The following is a 15,172-nucleotide window of genomic DNA, read 5'->3' as shown; positions in this document are numbered from 1 at the left end:
AAATTAAACTTTTTAAAGTGTAGCTTATATTATTTAAGTAATTGCAATTGGCCTAAATGGTATTGCAAATGTGATGTTCTTGTTACGACAATATTCAATTTATTACGATGAGGTTCTCTCTCGAAATCTTCGATGCTTACAGCCGTATGTTTTTCGAACCATTCTTCGGGTTTCAAATTGTCAAATTTTTGTTTTATTGCTTCACTTTGTTTTGTCCATAAACTTCTCAATTCTTGTGCAGTTGGAAGTTCTTTTACTATTTTATCAGGAGATTTAATGAAAGGTTCATTTAGTTCCGGATATAATTTTGGTCCCATATCCAATAGAATTAATAAATCGTCATGAACCGCAATAAGATGTCCAAGCAAATAAATGCCTCGGTTTTTTCCCGGAGCAATTTCTTTTTGCAAAGTTTCGTCGCTTACAGAATTTAGTAATGTATCGCAATTTAGTATAGAAGCGTACCATCTGTCTAAAATCATTTTGACAAATAATGTCGTTGTTGGTGTTACTGTTGTTGTCATTTTTTAGGTTTTAGTAGTTATAAAGTTTGTAATCGCTTTGTTGTTTTATCAGGTATTTATTGAATCATACACATAAATCTGAACTTCGTCATCGCTGGCAAAAATCATTCGGTCAACCGCACATTGCTGCCCAATATCTGACTTAAAAGATTCCATCATTTCATCAAGTGAATTAAAATATAAATTGGCTACACGATAAACATCATTATGTCCTGTAAGCGAAATAACCGGACTATTATTGATTTCATATTTCAATAATCCCGGCAATTGTTTAGCCAATGGAACATGTACTTCAAAATAATGTTTTTCGAAAAATTCTTTATCCTTTGGAGTTGTGTAAATCACAGTCATTTTTGCCATAATTGGTTTTGTTTAAATTGTTCTAAGTTGTCTTTTTGAGTTTCGAATTGTAAAATTACCTTCTAATAATCAAATCATTAAGGTGTAATTCAGACATTGTACTGGGTAGTTTTGGACAAAAACATTTACTATCTTTACTTGTCAAACAAAAACAAAAAGCGATGAAACATCTTACCATTATAGTTCCAAATGGAGATAATAATCTTTCTAGTATTACTGGTGCTTTTGAAATCTTCAACAAAGCAAATCTTTATAATAAGGTAAATGGCAAAAAGGAGTTATTCTCGATACAATTGGCTGGTATTTCTGAAAAAGTAGATTTCAATGGCGGATTATTTACCGTAAAACCGCATCTTAATATCTCGGCAATTACTAAAACGGATCTTATCATTATACCTTCTTTAAACCATAATTATAGTCTTGCGCTAAAAGATAATGAGCAATTATTGCCGTGGTTAGAAAAACAATATTCAAACGGTGCCGAAATTGCCACGATTTGTACTGGCGCATTTGTGCTTGCAGCGTCTGGATTATTAGACGGAAAAAGTTGTTCTACACATTGGTCTGTAACCGAAAATTTCAAATCAATGTTTCCTAAAGTAAATTTACAAGTCGACGAATTAATTACGGATGAAAAAGGAATTTACACCAATGGCGGCGCTTATTCGTTTCTTAATTTGATGATTTATCTGATCGAGAAATATTATGATCGAAATACTGCAATTTATTGTTCGAAAGTTTTTCAGATCGAAATGAACCGAAATACGCAATCTCAATTTGCTATATTCACAGGTCAAAAAAAGCATGATGACGAAATGGTTCAATTGGCACAATCTTACATCGAAAAAAACTTAGACGAAAAAATATCTATTGGAGAATTATCCTCAAAACTAAATGTTGGAAGAAGAAATTTCGACCGAAGATTTATAAAAGCCACCGGAAATACTCCTATAGAATATTCGCAAAGAGTGAAAATTGAAGCGGCAAAAAAAGCCTTTGAAACCAACCGAAAAACAATAAACGAAGTAATGTATGAAGTCGGTTATTCTGATGTTAAAGCATTCCGTGAAGTATTCCGAAAAATTACCGGAATGTCTCCGTTAGAATACAAAAGAAAATACCATAAAGATGTTGTTTTGGTTGCCTAAAACTTATGTATAACGGTAATTTCTTTTTCGAAATATTCAAAAAAAAAGACTGCTCAATAATCTGAACAGTCTTTTTTTATCTTAAAGCACATTAAAGCTTACGCCATAAATAATGCATATTTATTGTAGTTGTATAAAACCTGATCATAAGGCACTAAAGGCGTAGCAACTTTCTCTGAAGAAGCTTCGAATTTGATACCATTGTGTTTTCTGAATAAATAGATTTCTTTTAAACAATTTGACAAACTCTGGTGAATTGATGTCGTAAAAGTAGGTAACTGCTTGTCTCCTACCAGCAAATCAATTTGGTAATTTGAACTGCTTTTCGATAAATTGTTTCCTATTATTCTTAATGTAAAATTGTTTTTTTTGCCGTATTGTTCACCTTGATACTGTACTACCATAATCTTATTATTAAAAAGGTTAAATTATTTTTTTAGAACTTCAACATGCTTATAAGTTGAATTCAAAATTAAAGTTATGAAAAAAAAGTAAGTTCATATATAAACTTACCTTAAATTATTAAATCAATACAAAGTTAGTACAAATTCTACTTTCGAAACCTATTTATTTTCTTCTTGAAAATTAGATTTCAACACATTTTTCATCGAAATATCACGACATAAAAAAAACCGTAACGAATTACGGTCTTCACAATTAACTAAATATATTTAATCAACTTTTTTAACGATTGTAAAATTCATTCATAAGCACGATTAATTTTCTATTATTACGGTATTTTCTTTTTCTGCATTTAGTTCTAACAAAAACATGTTTCCATTTTCGTCGAACATCGTCATATTTAAAGCATCCAATAATGCTAAGTTTTTTGATACGCCTCCGGCAAATTTATTGTACGAAAGATTCATCTCAGATAAATTATGCAACTTTTCAAGTCCTTTAGGAATCTCACCTTCAAAACCATTGTTAAACAAACTAAGATTTTGCAAAGCATTGAAGTTTACCACTTCTCCGCTCAAACTTCCTGAGAATTTATTACTATTTAAAAGTAAAACCTTTAACGCAGGAATCTTATAAATCGAATTTGGCAATTGCCCTTCAATCTCATTATCAAATAAAGACAACACTTCTAATTGGTTTAATTTTCCAATTTCTACTGGTAACTCTCCCGAAATTTTATTCTTAGAAAGTTCTAAATCTCTTAGCTTTTGCAAATCGCAAATAGTTTCCGGTATTGCTCCCGAAAGCTGATTAAGCGAAATATCTAAAACTTCAAGCTCCTTGAAATTATTAATTGCTTTTGGTAATTGACCTTGTAATTTATTTTTATGCAAATCAACAGAAGTCAAATTCACTAAATCAAAAAACTCAGAAGGCAATTGTCCTTCCAGATTATTGTCGCCTAAATTAAGCGCCGTTACCTTTCCATTTTCGACCTGAACGCCATACCAAGTTGAAACTGACAATGATAAATCCCATTTAATTTTCCATTGTGATCCATTTGTTGCGTAATATAATTTTATCAGAGCGTCTTTTTCTTTATCAGATACAGTATCTGCAAAAATATTCAGCGTAAAGCCGAATATTAGCAAAAGAGTTGTTAGGCATTTCATAACAGATTTGGGGTTTTGTTATCTGTGATAAAATTATGCATTTCATAGCTATAAAGCGTCTAATGTCGATAAAGTGTTAATAAGTAATTAATTAACATGAATTTATTTACTTTTTTATAAAAATCATATAATTCTATTTTTTTGATTAAATTTGATCAACTAATTCTAAAAACCTCATATTATGGAAATTAACCCTATTGCATTGCTTCTTGCAGCGGTTGTAACGCTTGTAGTTGGTTTTATTTGGTACAACCCAAAAGTGTTCGGAACAATCTGGATGAGAGAAAATAATCTCACCGAAGAACAACTTCGAACAGGAAATATGCTTAAAATCTTCGGATTAACGTATGTTTTTTCTCTAATGATTACCGTAATTCTGATGGCAGTGACCATTCATCAAACTGGTGCGGTAGGAATGGTAGGCGGACCTCCTTTACTGGATAGTGCAAAACCTTCGTTCGCAGCTTTTATGGCAGATTATGGAACGGCTTATCGCACATTCAAACACGGATCACTTCACGGATTTATGGCGGGCTTGTTTTTTGCTTTTCCTGTAATTGGGATTAATGGTTTGTTCGAAAGAAAATCATGGAAATACATCTTTATTCACGCCGGATTCTGGATCGTTTCTCTTACTTTAATGGGAGGAATTATTTGCGGATTTGCTTAAATAATAAAAACAGAAACCTGTTTGAAATCAAAATCAAACGGGTTTTTCTTAATAATAACTTAAACAAACGGAGTTATTATAAATATTACCTAATTTTGAAGAAATTAGCACACTCTTTTGACTACAACTTTTTCTTTCCGAATTTACAACAGCACGTCATTATTGCCTTTAGAATGGAATTCGCTGGCTGTAGATAACATTTTTCTAACCAGAGAATATCTTGAAGTGCTGGAAAATTCTTGTCCTGTAAATATGATTTGTCATTTTATTGGAATTTTTAGCGACGATAAACTAGTCGGAATTGCTTTAACTCAATTTTTATTTGCCGAAAAACTAGAATCCTTTGGGGAACGAGATCAGTGTTTAAAAACTTCTGTGCGTAATTTTGCTTTCAAAAATTTTGCTTCACATGTTTTATTCGTTGGTAATAACATGCTTACAGGTCAAAATGCTTTTGCTTTTAATAAAGAAGCAAGCCAGTCTAAACTAATAAAGACATTGCATAAAGCAATTAATCAGCTTAAGAAAGACTTGAAAGCGAGTGGAAAAAAAGTTCATATTACAAGTATAAAAGATTTTACTGCAAAAGAAATTGAACCTTTACAAGCCGAATTTAAAAACAATTATACGTTTTCGACTCAGCCAAATATGGTTTTCGAAATCAACAAAAACTGGAATTCAGAGCAAGATTACATTGATGCTTTATCCAAGAAATACAGAGATCAATACAAACGCGCCCGCAAAAAAGCAGACGGAATAGTTAAGCAAAAAATGACGCTGGCTGAGATTAGAAAATACGAAGATGTAATTTATGATTTGTATTTTCATGTCGCCAAAAATGCACCTTTTAATACATTTTTCTTAGCCCGAAATCACTTTAGTTTCTTTAAAGAAATTATGAAAGATGATTTCTTATTTTACGGCTATTTTTTGGATGAAAAATTAATAGGTTTCAATACATTAATCAAAAACGGCCATGTAATGGATACTTATTTTTTAGGGTATGACGAAACGATTCAACGCGAAAAAATGCTGTATTTAAATATGTTGTACGACATGATCGCATATTCTATAAATCAAGGTTTCTCTGAAATTGTTTTTGCCAGAACTGCGCTTGAGATTAAAAGTTCTGTTGGTGCAAAACCTATAAAAATGTACGGACTTATTACGCACAGCAATGCTTTGATCAATCATAACATTGCCAAACTATTCAATTATCTTGAGCCAAAAACAGATTGGCAGGAAAGAAATCCTTTTAAATAATTAAATCAAAATAGAGAGGCTTTCTTTTTTATAAATCGTCAAATAAAATTCCTTTTTTGTTCATCCAGCCTCCGGTATTATTCCTTCTTTTATATCTTAAATAGTTATAACTAAAAAAATCAATAGTAGTAAAACGCATCGTATTTACCTTAAAATCTTTATCATAAAAATCCATTTGATTGTTTTTGTTTAAAATTACAAAACCATTTAATAAATAAATCTTATCGCATTTTATGGGTACTATTTCCTTCAAAGTAATAGTATCGTTTTGTTGTTTAAATGCGTAAAGTCCTTCCTTTTTATTTTTTATTAATATCACCCGATCATCAAAACCACCATTCACAGAATAATCCATAATCTTTTTACGGCTTATAAAAAGCAGCGAATCAAATTTTATTTTAGAGTCGATAAAAATATTTTTAGGCGGCGATGTGTACCCACTAGTAATTTCTGCATCGATAATTTCTCTAATTCTGTTCCGTTTTATACTTAATATATGTCTTGTAACAGTTCCACAGCCAAAAACTTGGTCATTGTAAAATGTAGGGGTAAAAAGACGAGTGTCAATTTTTTTAATTTTGTTTTCTGTCAAAATCTCTATATTCCCAGATCCTTGATAAATATCACGGTAGGTAAAAGTGCTGTCTAATACAAAATCAGAAGTGTAGAATTTTACAGTTTTATCATCGGTCGTAACAAAATGTTTGCTATTGTAATACTTTAATGGCAAGTCATCCAAGATCTTTTGATTGCCTTTAAAAACCGTATAATTGTTGCCTTTTTTTATTTTAAGAGTATATTTCCCTATTTCAAAATATCCTGTTTCCATATTAACAGCATTTTTATCCTTTATAGAAAATTTAAGACCATAAGTATTATATTCACTTTGCAAATCCAGAAAACTTGTTTTTATCTCATTATCTTTTTTATAAATCAAACCTAGATAGGGACACCAATAAATAATTTTATTATTGGCCATGACCATCTTATGTATTTCATCTTCTTTTTCACTTTCTAATTCCCAAACATTTTTCTTTCTTATTACTTTACAAACCAAAATACTATCATTTTTCAAGAAATAAAATTGTTTCAGATGAGGCTGATCCACAAAGTAAACTTTGCCTCTAAACTCTTTTAACAAATCAAAATCACTATCCAAATCAGAGAGTTTTATCGCATCCATACTGCCATAATAATATTCTTTGCCTATAGAATCAACATTTTCTGTAGCATAAACACTGAATATATTACCATGAAAGAAATTGCCACGACTTTGAGTAAACCCTTTTTTCTCAATTTTATAAAAATAAAGCGTGCTCCTGTTAACTTGGCAATAATCGTAGTTTGTGATGTCCGTAACTTTGTTTTGTGCCTTCATGATTGTCACAAAAACAAATAGAATTAAGAGAATTTTGTTTTTCATTAATAGTACTATTATTGGCTAATCTTCTTGTTCAGCATTTTGAATTAAAGCTTGCATAATTACTATTCTTTCCTCAAGAGTTGTTTCATTAGTTAATTTTTCTTTTTGCTTTCCCATCACACTATCATCCATATAGCCTGTATTTGTAGCCCTTTCGTATGCCTCAGTAAAATCATAGGAACTAAAATACTCGTCGTCTTCATTTTTACTAAGCATGACCTTCATTTTATTAATATAGAATTGCTTTACTTCTTTGGGGAATTTTTTTGAAATCAGTTCATAATAGCTTTCATTTCCCTTCAAAAAATTATCTTTCGCCAAGATTAATTGTTTCTCGGTTAAGACTAAAGTATCTGATTTTAAAACTTTTACTTGTCTATAATAATTTATAAAGTCATACCTAGGCAAATCATCATACTTCAAATAATAGTCAATACTTTTTCCATAGCGTTCTTCTGGCGATTTTAAATTTTCAATTTCTTTTACGTTTTTTATTTTCTCAATTATACTTTTCCAGTCAAAATCACTTTTCGAAAGATTCGCCAATAGTGTCAGTTTCTTTTTTTCTTTTTTAAAGAATAGAATACAATAATATTTTCTGTTACCTTCCAAGATCTCTCCAAAACCGCAGGATCCTCCATTCATCATATTGCTATCATAATAGTCATTTTCACTTTGAGGGCAAAAAATTTCTTTATCTATAAATTTAATATTAGAGTCGTTTTTTATGATTTCCTCATAATTATTTACCTTAATATATCCGGCTTTAAAATGGTCATTAATATACTTATTTCCATAATCAAAATCTGAATATTCAACGAAAAGGATTAAATCGCTATTCATTGTCAAACTTCTCAAATCAACACTTTGAGAATGTATTACACTCTGAATCAGAATAAAAATTGTGAAAAATATTTTTTTCATTATTAATAAATATATAACGGGGTTATTATAAAAAACTAAAGTACTTTTTTACATTTAAAAACTTACTTTTTTAGTTACGATTTTTCCCTCTTTATTAATCATTTTGTAAATTTCAATTCTAAACTGATTTTTTTTTATTTTTCTTTCAAATTAAAACTTCACTTTTAAGGTACCGCGATTTTCATTTGTTTGTGCAGAATATGAATTTCCAAATCAGTTTGTGCGCCGCAATATTCGCCATCAATCTGAAAGTTTACCGGATAATCTGTTTTTATTTTCGCTTGGTCTGTCGAAATAATCACTATATCATCAGAATCAATTGGCATATTTCCGGTAATTATTTTCCCGATTAACAACAAATCAAGGCTTTTCAAAATGACCAATTCGAACTTTCCGTCGTTCATCGCGCCATTTGGATTAATAATTACGCCTGTTCCGTATTTTTGAGAATTGGCAATTACAATCATTCGCGCCATATGTTCGACCGTTTCATTATTTGCCGAAATTGTGGCTACAAAAGGTTCTTCGGATTCTTTTAATGCGGAATAAGCTTGTAATGCATAACCCCAAAAACCACGTAAATTACTTTCTTCGTAATTCTTTACCAGGTTTGCATTGACGCCAATATCGCTTAAATGGATACTTTTTTTGCCGTTGATACAAATCATATCCATTTCAATATAATGGTGCAAAAAGGCAATTTTTAGGTTCTCCTCGATTGTTGCGGGCAAATTCAAATCGACAGACAATCCATTGGCTGAACCTGCGGGCAAAATTCCAATAATTACATCGTATTGTTCCATTGCTTCGGCAACCATTTTTATAGTTCCGTCACCTCCGGCTACAACAATACGTTCCGGTGAATATTGATTATAAAGTTCTTTTATATTTTTCTGATCTTGTTTTCCGGTAGTTTCATAAACTTCCAGATCAAAATTATTTGTAGTTGCAAATTCTTGCACTGCATTAATTAAATCTGATTTATCAAGATCTCCGGAAATAGGATTTACAACAAATATGATATTCTTTTTCAAAGTTTTATTTTTAAAGTCAATTAAAATAATTAATTTACAGCATCTATCTATAAATATACGCAATTAATGAAACCAATTTTACAATTATATCGAGGTTATGCCAACGAAGAAGAATTAATTGTAATGGGGCACGTTTTTAAAAGAACGTATGATTATGATTTTCAAAAGAAAAACTTTAAAAACGCTACTTCGATTATCAATCAATTTAGAATAAAAACGCTTCAGAATTTTGATATTTATCTGAAATGTGGCAATCAGGAAATTCACACCAAAACACTTGATGACGGTTATTTCAAGTTTTGTATTCCCTTGGAAAAAGAAACTCATTTTGGATGGATGGAATATGAAGTAAGTATCAAAGATGGTGATGAAACGATAACCGAAAAAGGAAGTTTCATAAGACCTCACAAAGGAAAACTGGGAATTATATCTGATATTGACGACACTTTTTTGATTTCGCATACTCAGAATTTCTTCAAAAAAATCTACATTCTTTTATTTAAAAATGTAAATGACCGCAAAGTCTTTACGGATGTTGTACCACATTATCAGGCCTTAAGTTCCGCTGGCCGACATAATAAGGAAGAGGAAAATGCTTTTTTCTATGTTTCAAGCAGTGAATGGAATTTGTATCGCTTTATTGTGAAATTTACCAAAATACATCATTTGCCAAGAGCTGTTATTTTACTGAAAGACATTAAAAGAGGTATAACTGATTTTTTCATGAGCGGACGCGGAAATCACGATCATAAGTTTGATAAAATAAAACACGTTTTAGAGTTTTATCCCAATCTGAAATATGTTTTATTAGGTGATGATTCGCAACACGATCCGGTTTTATATGAACGAATTTGCAAAATATTCCCTGTAACTGTAAAAGCTGTTTATATAAGGCAAACGGGTAATCACCAAAAGGAAGCCACAAAAAAAATCATGAAAAACTTAGAGAATCTGGAGGTTTCTGTTTGTTATTATAAACATAGCAGCGAAGCGATTATGCATTCAAAAAGTATTGGGCTTATTTAGGGTTTGTGTTTATTTGCATGCGGATGACGCAGATTTTAACTGGTTTTCGCGGATTTTTATTTTTCTTTTATTACCTAAAAAGAGTTGATTAATAAGGTATAAAATAAGTAAATCACTATATTTTTGTCATCTCGACGAAGGAGAGATCACACGCGAAGCTCGACAAAGATTGGCGATTTTGCATACGGCATTTCTAGTGTGATCTCTCCCTTCGGTCGAGATGACATAGCTTGCGGTTACTGTGTGTTCAACGGATTAAAATCCGTTGCTACAAAATAAATCATTCCTTCGGAATTTTAGAAAGAGTTCTCGAGAAACGAGGGATGACTAAACGTTGCGAAAAATTCTAAACTTGAAACCTGAACCAAAAAGAAGTTAGAACTCCGTTTTCTAGCCCAGATTGAAGAGGAAAGCCCGGAACTAAAAAAACTAATTTTTCTTGCTAGAAAACAGCGACCAACGGAAGCTCGTTTTATGGCTTAGAAAAATATTTTTTTTAGTGAGGACTTGAAACGGAAAGCTGGAAATAGCTCCTAAAAACTAAAAAAACCTTTGTCAAAGTTCGAAACTTTGACAAAGGCATCTGTAAACTTTGACCGAGACTGAAAACTCAACTAAGCGTTAAAATTATCAATTTCTTCCTGAACGATTTCCCAGTCAAGAAGTAGTTGATCTAAATCTTTTTTCTTCTTGTTGTATGCTGTAAAAAATGAAGCGTCTTCGATATGTTTATCATAGTTTGAAGCTAATAATTTATCGTCATGCTGAATGTCTTTTTCTAATTGCTTGATCTGACTTTCAACTTTACTCAATCGGTTTTGAAGCGCTTTTCCTTTTTTCTGATCTTCGTATGATGTTTTGTTATTTTCTTTTGGAGCAGCAGCTTTTTCAACGTCTTTTTTCTCCACTTCACGCATGTTTTCAAGATTGCGTTGCTCTAAGAAATAATTGATATCTCCTAAATATTCTTTTATCTTTTGATCTTTGAATTCGTAAACAATATTCGACATTCCCTGCAAGAAATCTCTATCGTGAGAAACTAATAATAGGGTTCCACCAAATTTTTGAAGTGCGGCTTTCAATACGTTTTTAGATTTAATATCTAAGTGATTCGTAGGCTCATCCATTAGCAAAACATTGATAGGTTGTAATAACAACTTACAAAGTGCCAAACGGTTACGCTCTCCTCCTGAAAGTACTTTTACTTTTTTCTCAACATCGTCTCCGCGGAATAAAAATGATCCTAACATGTCACGAACTTTAGAACGGTTTGTGTCCATTGCAGCATCTTCCATAGTTTGAAGAAGTGTGATTTCTCCATCAAGATATTCTGCCTGATTTTGAGCAAAATATCCTAATTGAACGTTATGTCCTAATTTGATGCTTCCTTCATATTCGAATTCATCAACAATTGCTTTGATAAAAGTTGATTTTCCCTGACCATTTTGTCCCACAAAAGCAATCTTGCTTCCGCGTTCTACTAATAAACTAATATCTTTTAGAATGGTTTTATCGCCGTACGCTTTGGTTACGTTATCTGCTTCTACCACAACTCTTCCTGGTTCTTTTGAAACCGGAAAAGAGATATTCATTACTGAATTGTCGTCTTCGTCAACTTCAATTCGTTCTACTTTATCTAATTTTTTAATCAACGATTGCGCCATCGAAGCTTTTGAAGCTTTTGCACGGAATTTCTCGATTAATTTTTCTGTTTCTTCAATTTTCTTCGCCTGATTCTTTTGCGTTGCCAATTGTTTTTCACGGATTTCATGACGCAATTCTAAATATTGAGAATATGGTTTGTTGAAATCGTATGCTTTCCCTAATGAAATTTCGATCGTACGATTTGTAACATTATCCAGAAACATTTTATCGTGCGAAACAATTACAACAACTCCGGGATAACTGCGTAAGAAACTCTCTAACCAAATGATACTTTCGATGTCCAAGTGATTCGTAGGCTCATCCAGAAGCAATACATCATTTGATTGTAATAATAGTTTTGCTAACTCGATACGCATTCTCCAACCTCCTGAAAATGTTTCGGTTTGGTTATTGAACACTTCTCTTTTGAAACCTAATCCTAAAAGAATTTTCTCTGTATCTCCTACATAATTGTAACCTCCAAGAAGGTCAAAACGATGTGTATAATCAGATAAATCTTCAATGATTTGGCCGTATTCTTCACTTTCATAATCGGTTCTGGTAACCAATTGATGATTGATTTCTTCTAATTTTTTCTCTACAATTTTAATATCTGTAAAAGCTTCATAAGCTTCTTCTAATACTGTTCTTCCACGTTCAAAATCAATATCCTGACGTAAAAAACCCATTCGAATATCTTTCTCTTGAGAAATAACTCCCGAATCAGGAGCAAAATCTCTTGCCAGCATTTTAAGCATTGTTGATTTTCCTGCACCATTTTTCCCGACAAGTCCAACTCGATCTCCGGCACCTAAACGAAAAGTAACTTCTTCGAATAAATAAGTACCACCAAAAGAAACCGATAAATTGTGTATATTAAGCATGTAATGTTATTTTATAACTAATTGATTGTGTAAATTTACACTCCCAATTTAATGGGGTAATTTAATTTTTTGCAAATGTTAAAAAAAGGATCGAAACTAAATAGTATTTTAACAGGAAGTTGTCCAAAATGTCAAAAAGAAAGCATGTATTCGGACAGAAACCCACTTCATTTGACTAAAGTTCTCAAAATGAACGATCATTGTAGCCATTGCGGATTAAAATATCAAATTGAACCTTCGTTTTTTTATGGGGCAATGTATGTGAGTTACGGTTTAAATGTGGCCGTAGGAATTGCTGCTTTTATTGTTTCGTTTGTATTTTTTAAAACTTCAATCGAAGAATCATTTATAGCAATCGTTGTTTCCTTAATTCTATTATTTCCATTTGTTTTACGACTTTCCAGAAATTTATACATTAATATGTTCGTTTCTTATGATCCTAATGCTGGTCAGGATTAAGACTTTTTAAATATCTTTTGCGAAAGCGCTTAATATCTATTTCGCGCTCAAAAGGAATTTCATTTTCGATATGATCGTATAAAACTTTAGCCATTGCTGGTCCAAGCATCACTCCTCTTGTTCCTAATCCGTTAAGAATATGAAGTGATTTAAATTCTTCGTGCGTTCCTATCAAAGGCCTTCTGTCTTTAACTGTTGGACGAACTCCGCCATAATGTTCGACAATCTCAAAATCGCAGTCAATAATTTCTTTTATTCGCTCTATTAATTCCTGTTTTCCTGCTGCTGTGGGTAAATCGGTTTTATCTTCCCAGTTGTATGTCGCACCAACTTTAAACAAATCATCACCCAAAGGCAATATAAAAACACTTGTATTCATAATAACATCCAAATCTAAATCCGGTGCTTTTATTATAAACATTTCTCCTTTAGTTCCGTCTAATGGCAGATAATTAAAGAAAGGATTTTTATGCAATCCAAAGCCTTCTGCAAAAATTATATTTCGTGCCTGAATATTTTTATATTGAATTCCAAAATCAAAAAACTCAATATAACCATAGTCGAAAGCCTGTTCTAATAATAAATTATTGTCTTTTAAATATTCTCTGTAAGTATCCAACAGCAACATTGTATCTACATAACCAGTATGCAATACTTCACCATAATTATAGGGAGAATTAATTCCTTTGTATTTTTTAGTAATAATTTTAGTAGATAAAAAAGGCGCCAAGTTTCTTTTATCTGAAGCGGCAAACCAATTGTTTTGCTCTTCTATAGAGAAAAATTTTCTTAGAATTGGAAGTTTAAAATTAAACTTGGTCTGTAACTTATCTTCAATCTGATCGTAAAATTCGTTCATTACAACTAATTGCTCCTGAGCATTCCAAACTTCGCTAAAACGCTTTAAAATAACCGGATTATAGAATCCTCCGGCTACTCTTGAAGAGACCTGAGACATATTATCTACTACTAAAATAGATTTATTGTTTTTAAGGGCAATTTCTGCAAATGAAATTCCTGCCAATCCAGATCCGATAATTAAATAATCTAACATGTATAAAAGATAAAATATAAAAAAACTCTTAGCACAAAGGTACTAAGAGTTTTTGTTTTAATACGGTTCGGATACTTAGTAGTTCCACATATCTTCTTCGAAATTGCGAATCTTTTCTTTGACTCTTTCCGATTCTAACAACTGATTTTGTGCATTGTTTTTCATATAATCTTTGATCTCACGATCTCCGTACATATTTTCTTCTTTATAAATAATAGAATTAAAACGTCGTGAATTTAAAATCTGATCAAAAGAAATTGGGCGTGCCGAATTATTATCATTAAATGCCGTTGCTTCGTTTAACACTTCCCGGGCATTTGGGAAAAACACCCAAAATAATTCAATGTAATCCTTCTCGTCACTGTTCATTGTATAAACATCCGGAGTGACAGGACAAATTCCTAATAAGCGATATTTTAAATCACCCTGACGCTTATCAAAATACCAATAACCTTTTATTTTATATTGTGTAACATCAGCGGCCGTTAAATCTTGCTTAAGGATATATTCTGCAGGAACTGTTCTTGTTGCACCGACAGTTTGGTCAACATAAGTAACAACTTTCTTTTTACCTGTTCCGGTAACGACTTTTTTCTTGACAACATGTGTTTTATAATCATCCGGATATTGGTTAATTAATTCTCTACCGGCATCTGTTGTATCAATACGCGACAGGGAACCTTGAATATCTTTCAATGTTTTTTTTGTGTTAAAATAACTATCAGAATATACTTCCGTAATCCTACCTGTTCTCATTGCTTTGGTTAAAACGTCATAAAGTGAACGCCTATCAGAACCAATATTAGCTGTATCTACAGGAAAATAAAAAGGAAAGTTTATTTTTTCATTTAAATCAATGATTTCCCATACCGTTTTCCCCATCAAAACATCTCTGTCATCAATATAACCATAAGCTAATGGTTTATCGTTGTCAGCAATTAGCTGAGCAGCGTTCTTTTGTCCAATTTGGTCAGCCGTTTTTGCATTAAGCAAATTTGATTGTGCATTGGAAGCAAAACTTCCGATAACCAAAACACTAGCGATTAAAAAACTTCTTACTTTCATAATGATATTGTTAGAACATAGTAAACGTAAATTTACGCTATTTATTGTTATTTTTCTTACATCTTGTCAAAAATCATTAAAACCGCCCAAATCACTAGGATAACAAACAAAAGAACATCA

The 15,172-nt window shown here is 31.7% G+C and carries 15 protein-coding genes; 5 read left to right on the top strand and 10 right to left on the bottom strand.

Annotation, left to right across the window (positions count from 1 at the left end; all coding sequences use genetic code 11):
- Nucleotides 1-29: 29 nt before the first annotated feature.
- Both WN975_RS24210 and WN975_RS24205 read right to left on the bottom strand, forming a co-directional pair.
- Nucleotides 30-524, bottom strand: a complete 495-nt coding sequence (locus WN975_RS24210) for a DinB family protein (protein WP_337968709.1) — start codon at nt 522-524, stop codon at nt 30-32.
- 48 nt (nt 525-572) lie between these two features.
- Nucleotides 573-884 (bottom strand): EthD family reductase, encoded by a 312-nt coding sequence (locus WN975_RS24205; protein ID WP_337968708.1) that lies wholly within the window; start codon nt 882-884, stop codon nt 573-575.
- Nucleotides 885-1,045: 161 nt separating this feature from the next.
- Here WN975_RS24205 and WN975_RS24200 point away from each other — a divergent pair, with 161 nt between their 5' ends.
- Complete coding sequence (locus WN975_RS24200) at nt 1,046-2,032, top strand: helix-turn-helix domain-containing protein (RefSeq protein ID WP_337968707.1); 987 nt, start codon at nt 1,046-1,048, stop codon at nt 2,030-2,032.
- A gap of 98 nt (nt 2,033-2,130) precedes the next feature.
- On the opposite strand, the gene WN975_RS24195 is transcribed toward WN975_RS24200, so the two are convergent.
- Both WN975_RS24195 and WN975_RS24190 read right to left on the bottom strand, forming a co-directional pair.
- On the bottom strand, nt 2,131-2,436 hold the full coding sequence (locus tag WN975_RS24195; RefSeq protein ID WP_337968706.1) for a hypothetical protein: 306 nt from the start codon (nt 2,434-2,436) through the stop codon (nt 2,131-2,133).
- Nucleotides 2,437-2,748: 312 nt separating this feature from the next.
- Nucleotides 2,749-3,606, bottom strand: coding sequence for a Two component regulator three Y domain protein (locus WN975_RS24190; RefSeq protein ID WP_337968705.1), 858 nt, complete (start codon nt 3,604-3,606; stop codon nt 2,749-2,751).
- 181 nt (nt 3,607-3,787) lie between these two features.
- Here WN975_RS24190 and WN975_RS24185 point away from each other — a divergent pair, with 181 nt between their 5' ends.
- Nucleotides 3,788-4,276 carry a DUF1761 domain-containing protein gene (locus tag WN975_RS24185; RefSeq protein ID WP_337968704.1) on the top strand — a complete coding sequence of 163 codons (489 nt, stop codon included), beginning with the start codon at nt 3,788-3,790 and terminating at the stop codon, nt 4,274-4,276.
- Nucleotides 4,277-4,393: 117 nt separating this feature from the next.
- The gene (locus tag WN975_RS24180) at nt 4,394-5,539 is read left to right on the top strand and encodes a GNAT family N-acetyltransferase (RefSeq protein ID WP_337968703.1); all 1,146 of its coding nucleotides are present in this window, start codon (nt 4,394-4,396) and stop codon (nt 5,537-5,539) included.
- A gap of 28 nt (nt 5,540-5,567) precedes the next feature.
- Here the strand turns inward: WN975_RS24180 and WN975_RS24175 are convergent, their stop codons facing one another.
- The 3 genes from WN975_RS24175 to WN975_RS24165 all read right to left on the bottom strand — a co-directional run bounded on the left by WN975_RS24175 (nt 5,568) and on the right by WN975_RS24165 (nt 8,920).
- Nucleotides 5,568-6,962: a hypothetical protein gene (locus WN975_RS24175; RefSeq protein ID WP_337968702.1), complete on the bottom strand. Its 1,395-nt coding sequence runs from the start codon at nt 6,960-6,962 to the stop codon at nt 5,568-5,570.
- Nucleotides 6,963-6,980: 18 nt separating this feature from the next.
- A complete protein-coding gene (locus WN975_RS24170) occupies nt 6,981-7,886 on the bottom strand; it encodes a hypothetical protein (RefSeq protein ID WP_337968701.1) in 906 nt (301 codons plus the stop codon).
- A 164-nt stretch (nt 7,887-8,050) separates the two neighbouring features.
- Nucleotides 8,051-8,920 (bottom strand): diacylglycerol kinase family protein, encoded by an 870-nt coding sequence (locus tag WN975_RS24165; RefSeq protein WP_337968700.1) that lies wholly within the window; start codon nt 8,918-8,920, stop codon nt 8,051-8,053.
- A 66-nt stretch (nt 8,921-8,986) separates the two neighbouring features.
- Between WN975_RS24165 and WN975_RS24160 the strand changes: the two genes are divergently transcribed.
- Nucleotides 8,987-9,946 carry an App1 family protein gene (locus tag WN975_RS24160; protein ID WP_337968699.1) on the top strand — a complete coding sequence of 320 codons (960 nt, stop codon included), beginning with the start codon at nt 8,987-8,989 and terminating at the stop codon, nt 9,944-9,946.
- Between the two features lie 614 nt (nt 9,947-10,560).
- Here WN975_RS24160 and WN975_RS24155 read toward each other — a convergent pair.
- Complete coding sequence (locus WN975_RS24155; RefSeq protein WP_337968698.1) at nt 10,561-12,474, bottom strand: ABC-F family ATP-binding cassette domain-containing protein; 1,914 nt, start codon at nt 12,472-12,474, stop codon at nt 10,561-10,563.
- A 75-nt stretch (nt 12,475-12,549) separates the two neighbouring features.
- Here WN975_RS24155 and WN975_RS24150 point away from each other — a divergent pair, with 75 nt between their 5' ends.
- Nucleotides 12,550-12,933, top strand: a complete 384-nt coding sequence (locus WN975_RS24150; protein WP_337968697.1) for a DUF983 domain-containing protein — start codon at nt 12,550-12,552, stop codon at nt 12,931-12,933.
- On the opposite strand, the gene WN975_RS24145 is transcribed toward WN975_RS24150, so the two are convergent.
- Both WN975_RS24145 and gldN read right to left on the bottom strand, forming a co-directional pair.
- Nucleotides 12,914-13,987 (bottom strand): FAD-dependent oxidoreductase, encoded by a 1,074-nt coding sequence (locus WN975_RS24145; RefSeq protein WP_337968696.1) that lies wholly within the window; start codon nt 13,985-13,987, stop codon nt 12,914-12,916. The genes WN975_RS24150 and WN975_RS24145 overlap by 20 nt on opposite strands.
- Nucleotides 13,988-14,062: 75 nt before the next feature.
- On the bottom strand, nt 14,063-15,052 hold the full coding sequence (gene gldN, locus WN975_RS24140) for a gliding motility protein GldN (RefSeq protein ID WP_337968695.1): 990 nt from the start codon (nt 15,050-15,052) through the stop codon (nt 14,063-14,065).
- Between the last annotated feature and the right edge of the window lie 120 nt (nt 15,053-15,172).

The sequence above is a fragment of the uncultured Flavobacterium sp. genome (assembly GCF_951805225.1).
Classification (GTDB): Bacteria; Bacteroidota; Bacteroidia; order Flavobacteriales; family Flavobacteriaceae; genus Flavobacterium.
The sequence above is the reverse complement of the archived record's forward strand: the minus strand, read 5'-3'. Positions and strand labels throughout refer to the sequence as shown.

Excerpts from the sequence above, each read along its gene's own strand:
- WN975_RS24150 (WP_337968697.1), top strand. The coding sequence starts at position 12,550 with ATGTTAAAAAAAGGATCGAAACTAAATAGTATTTTAACAGGAAGTTGT.
- WN975_RS24185 (WP_337968704.1), top strand. The coding sequence starts at position 3,788 with ATGGAAATTAACCCTATTGCATTGCTTCTTGCAGCGGTTGTAACGCTT.
- WN975_RS24210 (WP_337968709.1), bottom strand. The coding sequence starts at position 524 with ATGACAACAACAGTAACACCAACAACGACATTATTTGTCAAAATGATT.
- WN975_RS24175 (WP_337968702.1), bottom strand. The coding sequence starts at position 6,962 with ATGAAAAACAAAATTCTCTTAATTCTATTTGTTTTTGTGACAATCATG.
- WN975_RS24205 (WP_337968708.1), bottom strand. The coding sequence starts at position 884 with ATGGCAAAAATGACTGTGATTTACACAACTCCAAAGGATAAAGAATTT.
- WN975_RS24155 (WP_337968698.1), bottom strand. The coding sequence starts at position 12,474 with ATGCTTAATATACACAATTTATCGGTTTCTTTTGGTGGTACTTATTTA.
- WN975_RS24200 (WP_337968707.1), top strand. The coding sequence starts at position 1,046 with ATGAAACATCTTACCATTATAGTTCCAAATGGAGATAATAATCTTTCT.
- WN975_RS24160 (WP_337968699.1), top strand. The coding sequence starts at position 8,987 with ATGAAACCAATTTTACAATTATATCGAGGTTATGCCAACGAAGAAGAA.
- WN975_RS24145 (WP_337968696.1), bottom strand. The coding sequence starts at position 13,987 with ATGTTAGATTATTTAATTATCGGATCTGGATTGGCAGGAATTTCATTT.
- gldN (WP_337968695.1), bottom strand. The coding sequence starts at position 15,052 with ATGAAAGTAAGAAGTTTTTTAATCGCTAGTGTTTTGGTTATCGGAAGT.
- WN975_RS24190 (WP_337968705.1), bottom strand. The coding sequence starts at position 3,606 with ATGAAATGCCTAACAACTCTTTTGCTAATATTCGGCTTTACGCTGAAT.
- WN975_RS24195 (WP_337968706.1), bottom strand. The coding sequence starts at position 2,436 with ATGGTAGTACAGTATCAAGGTGAACAATACGGCAAAAAAAACAATTTT.
- WN975_RS24170 (WP_337968701.1), bottom strand. The coding sequence starts at position 7,886 with ATGAAAAAAATATTTTTCACAATTTTTATTCTGATTCAGAGTGTAATA.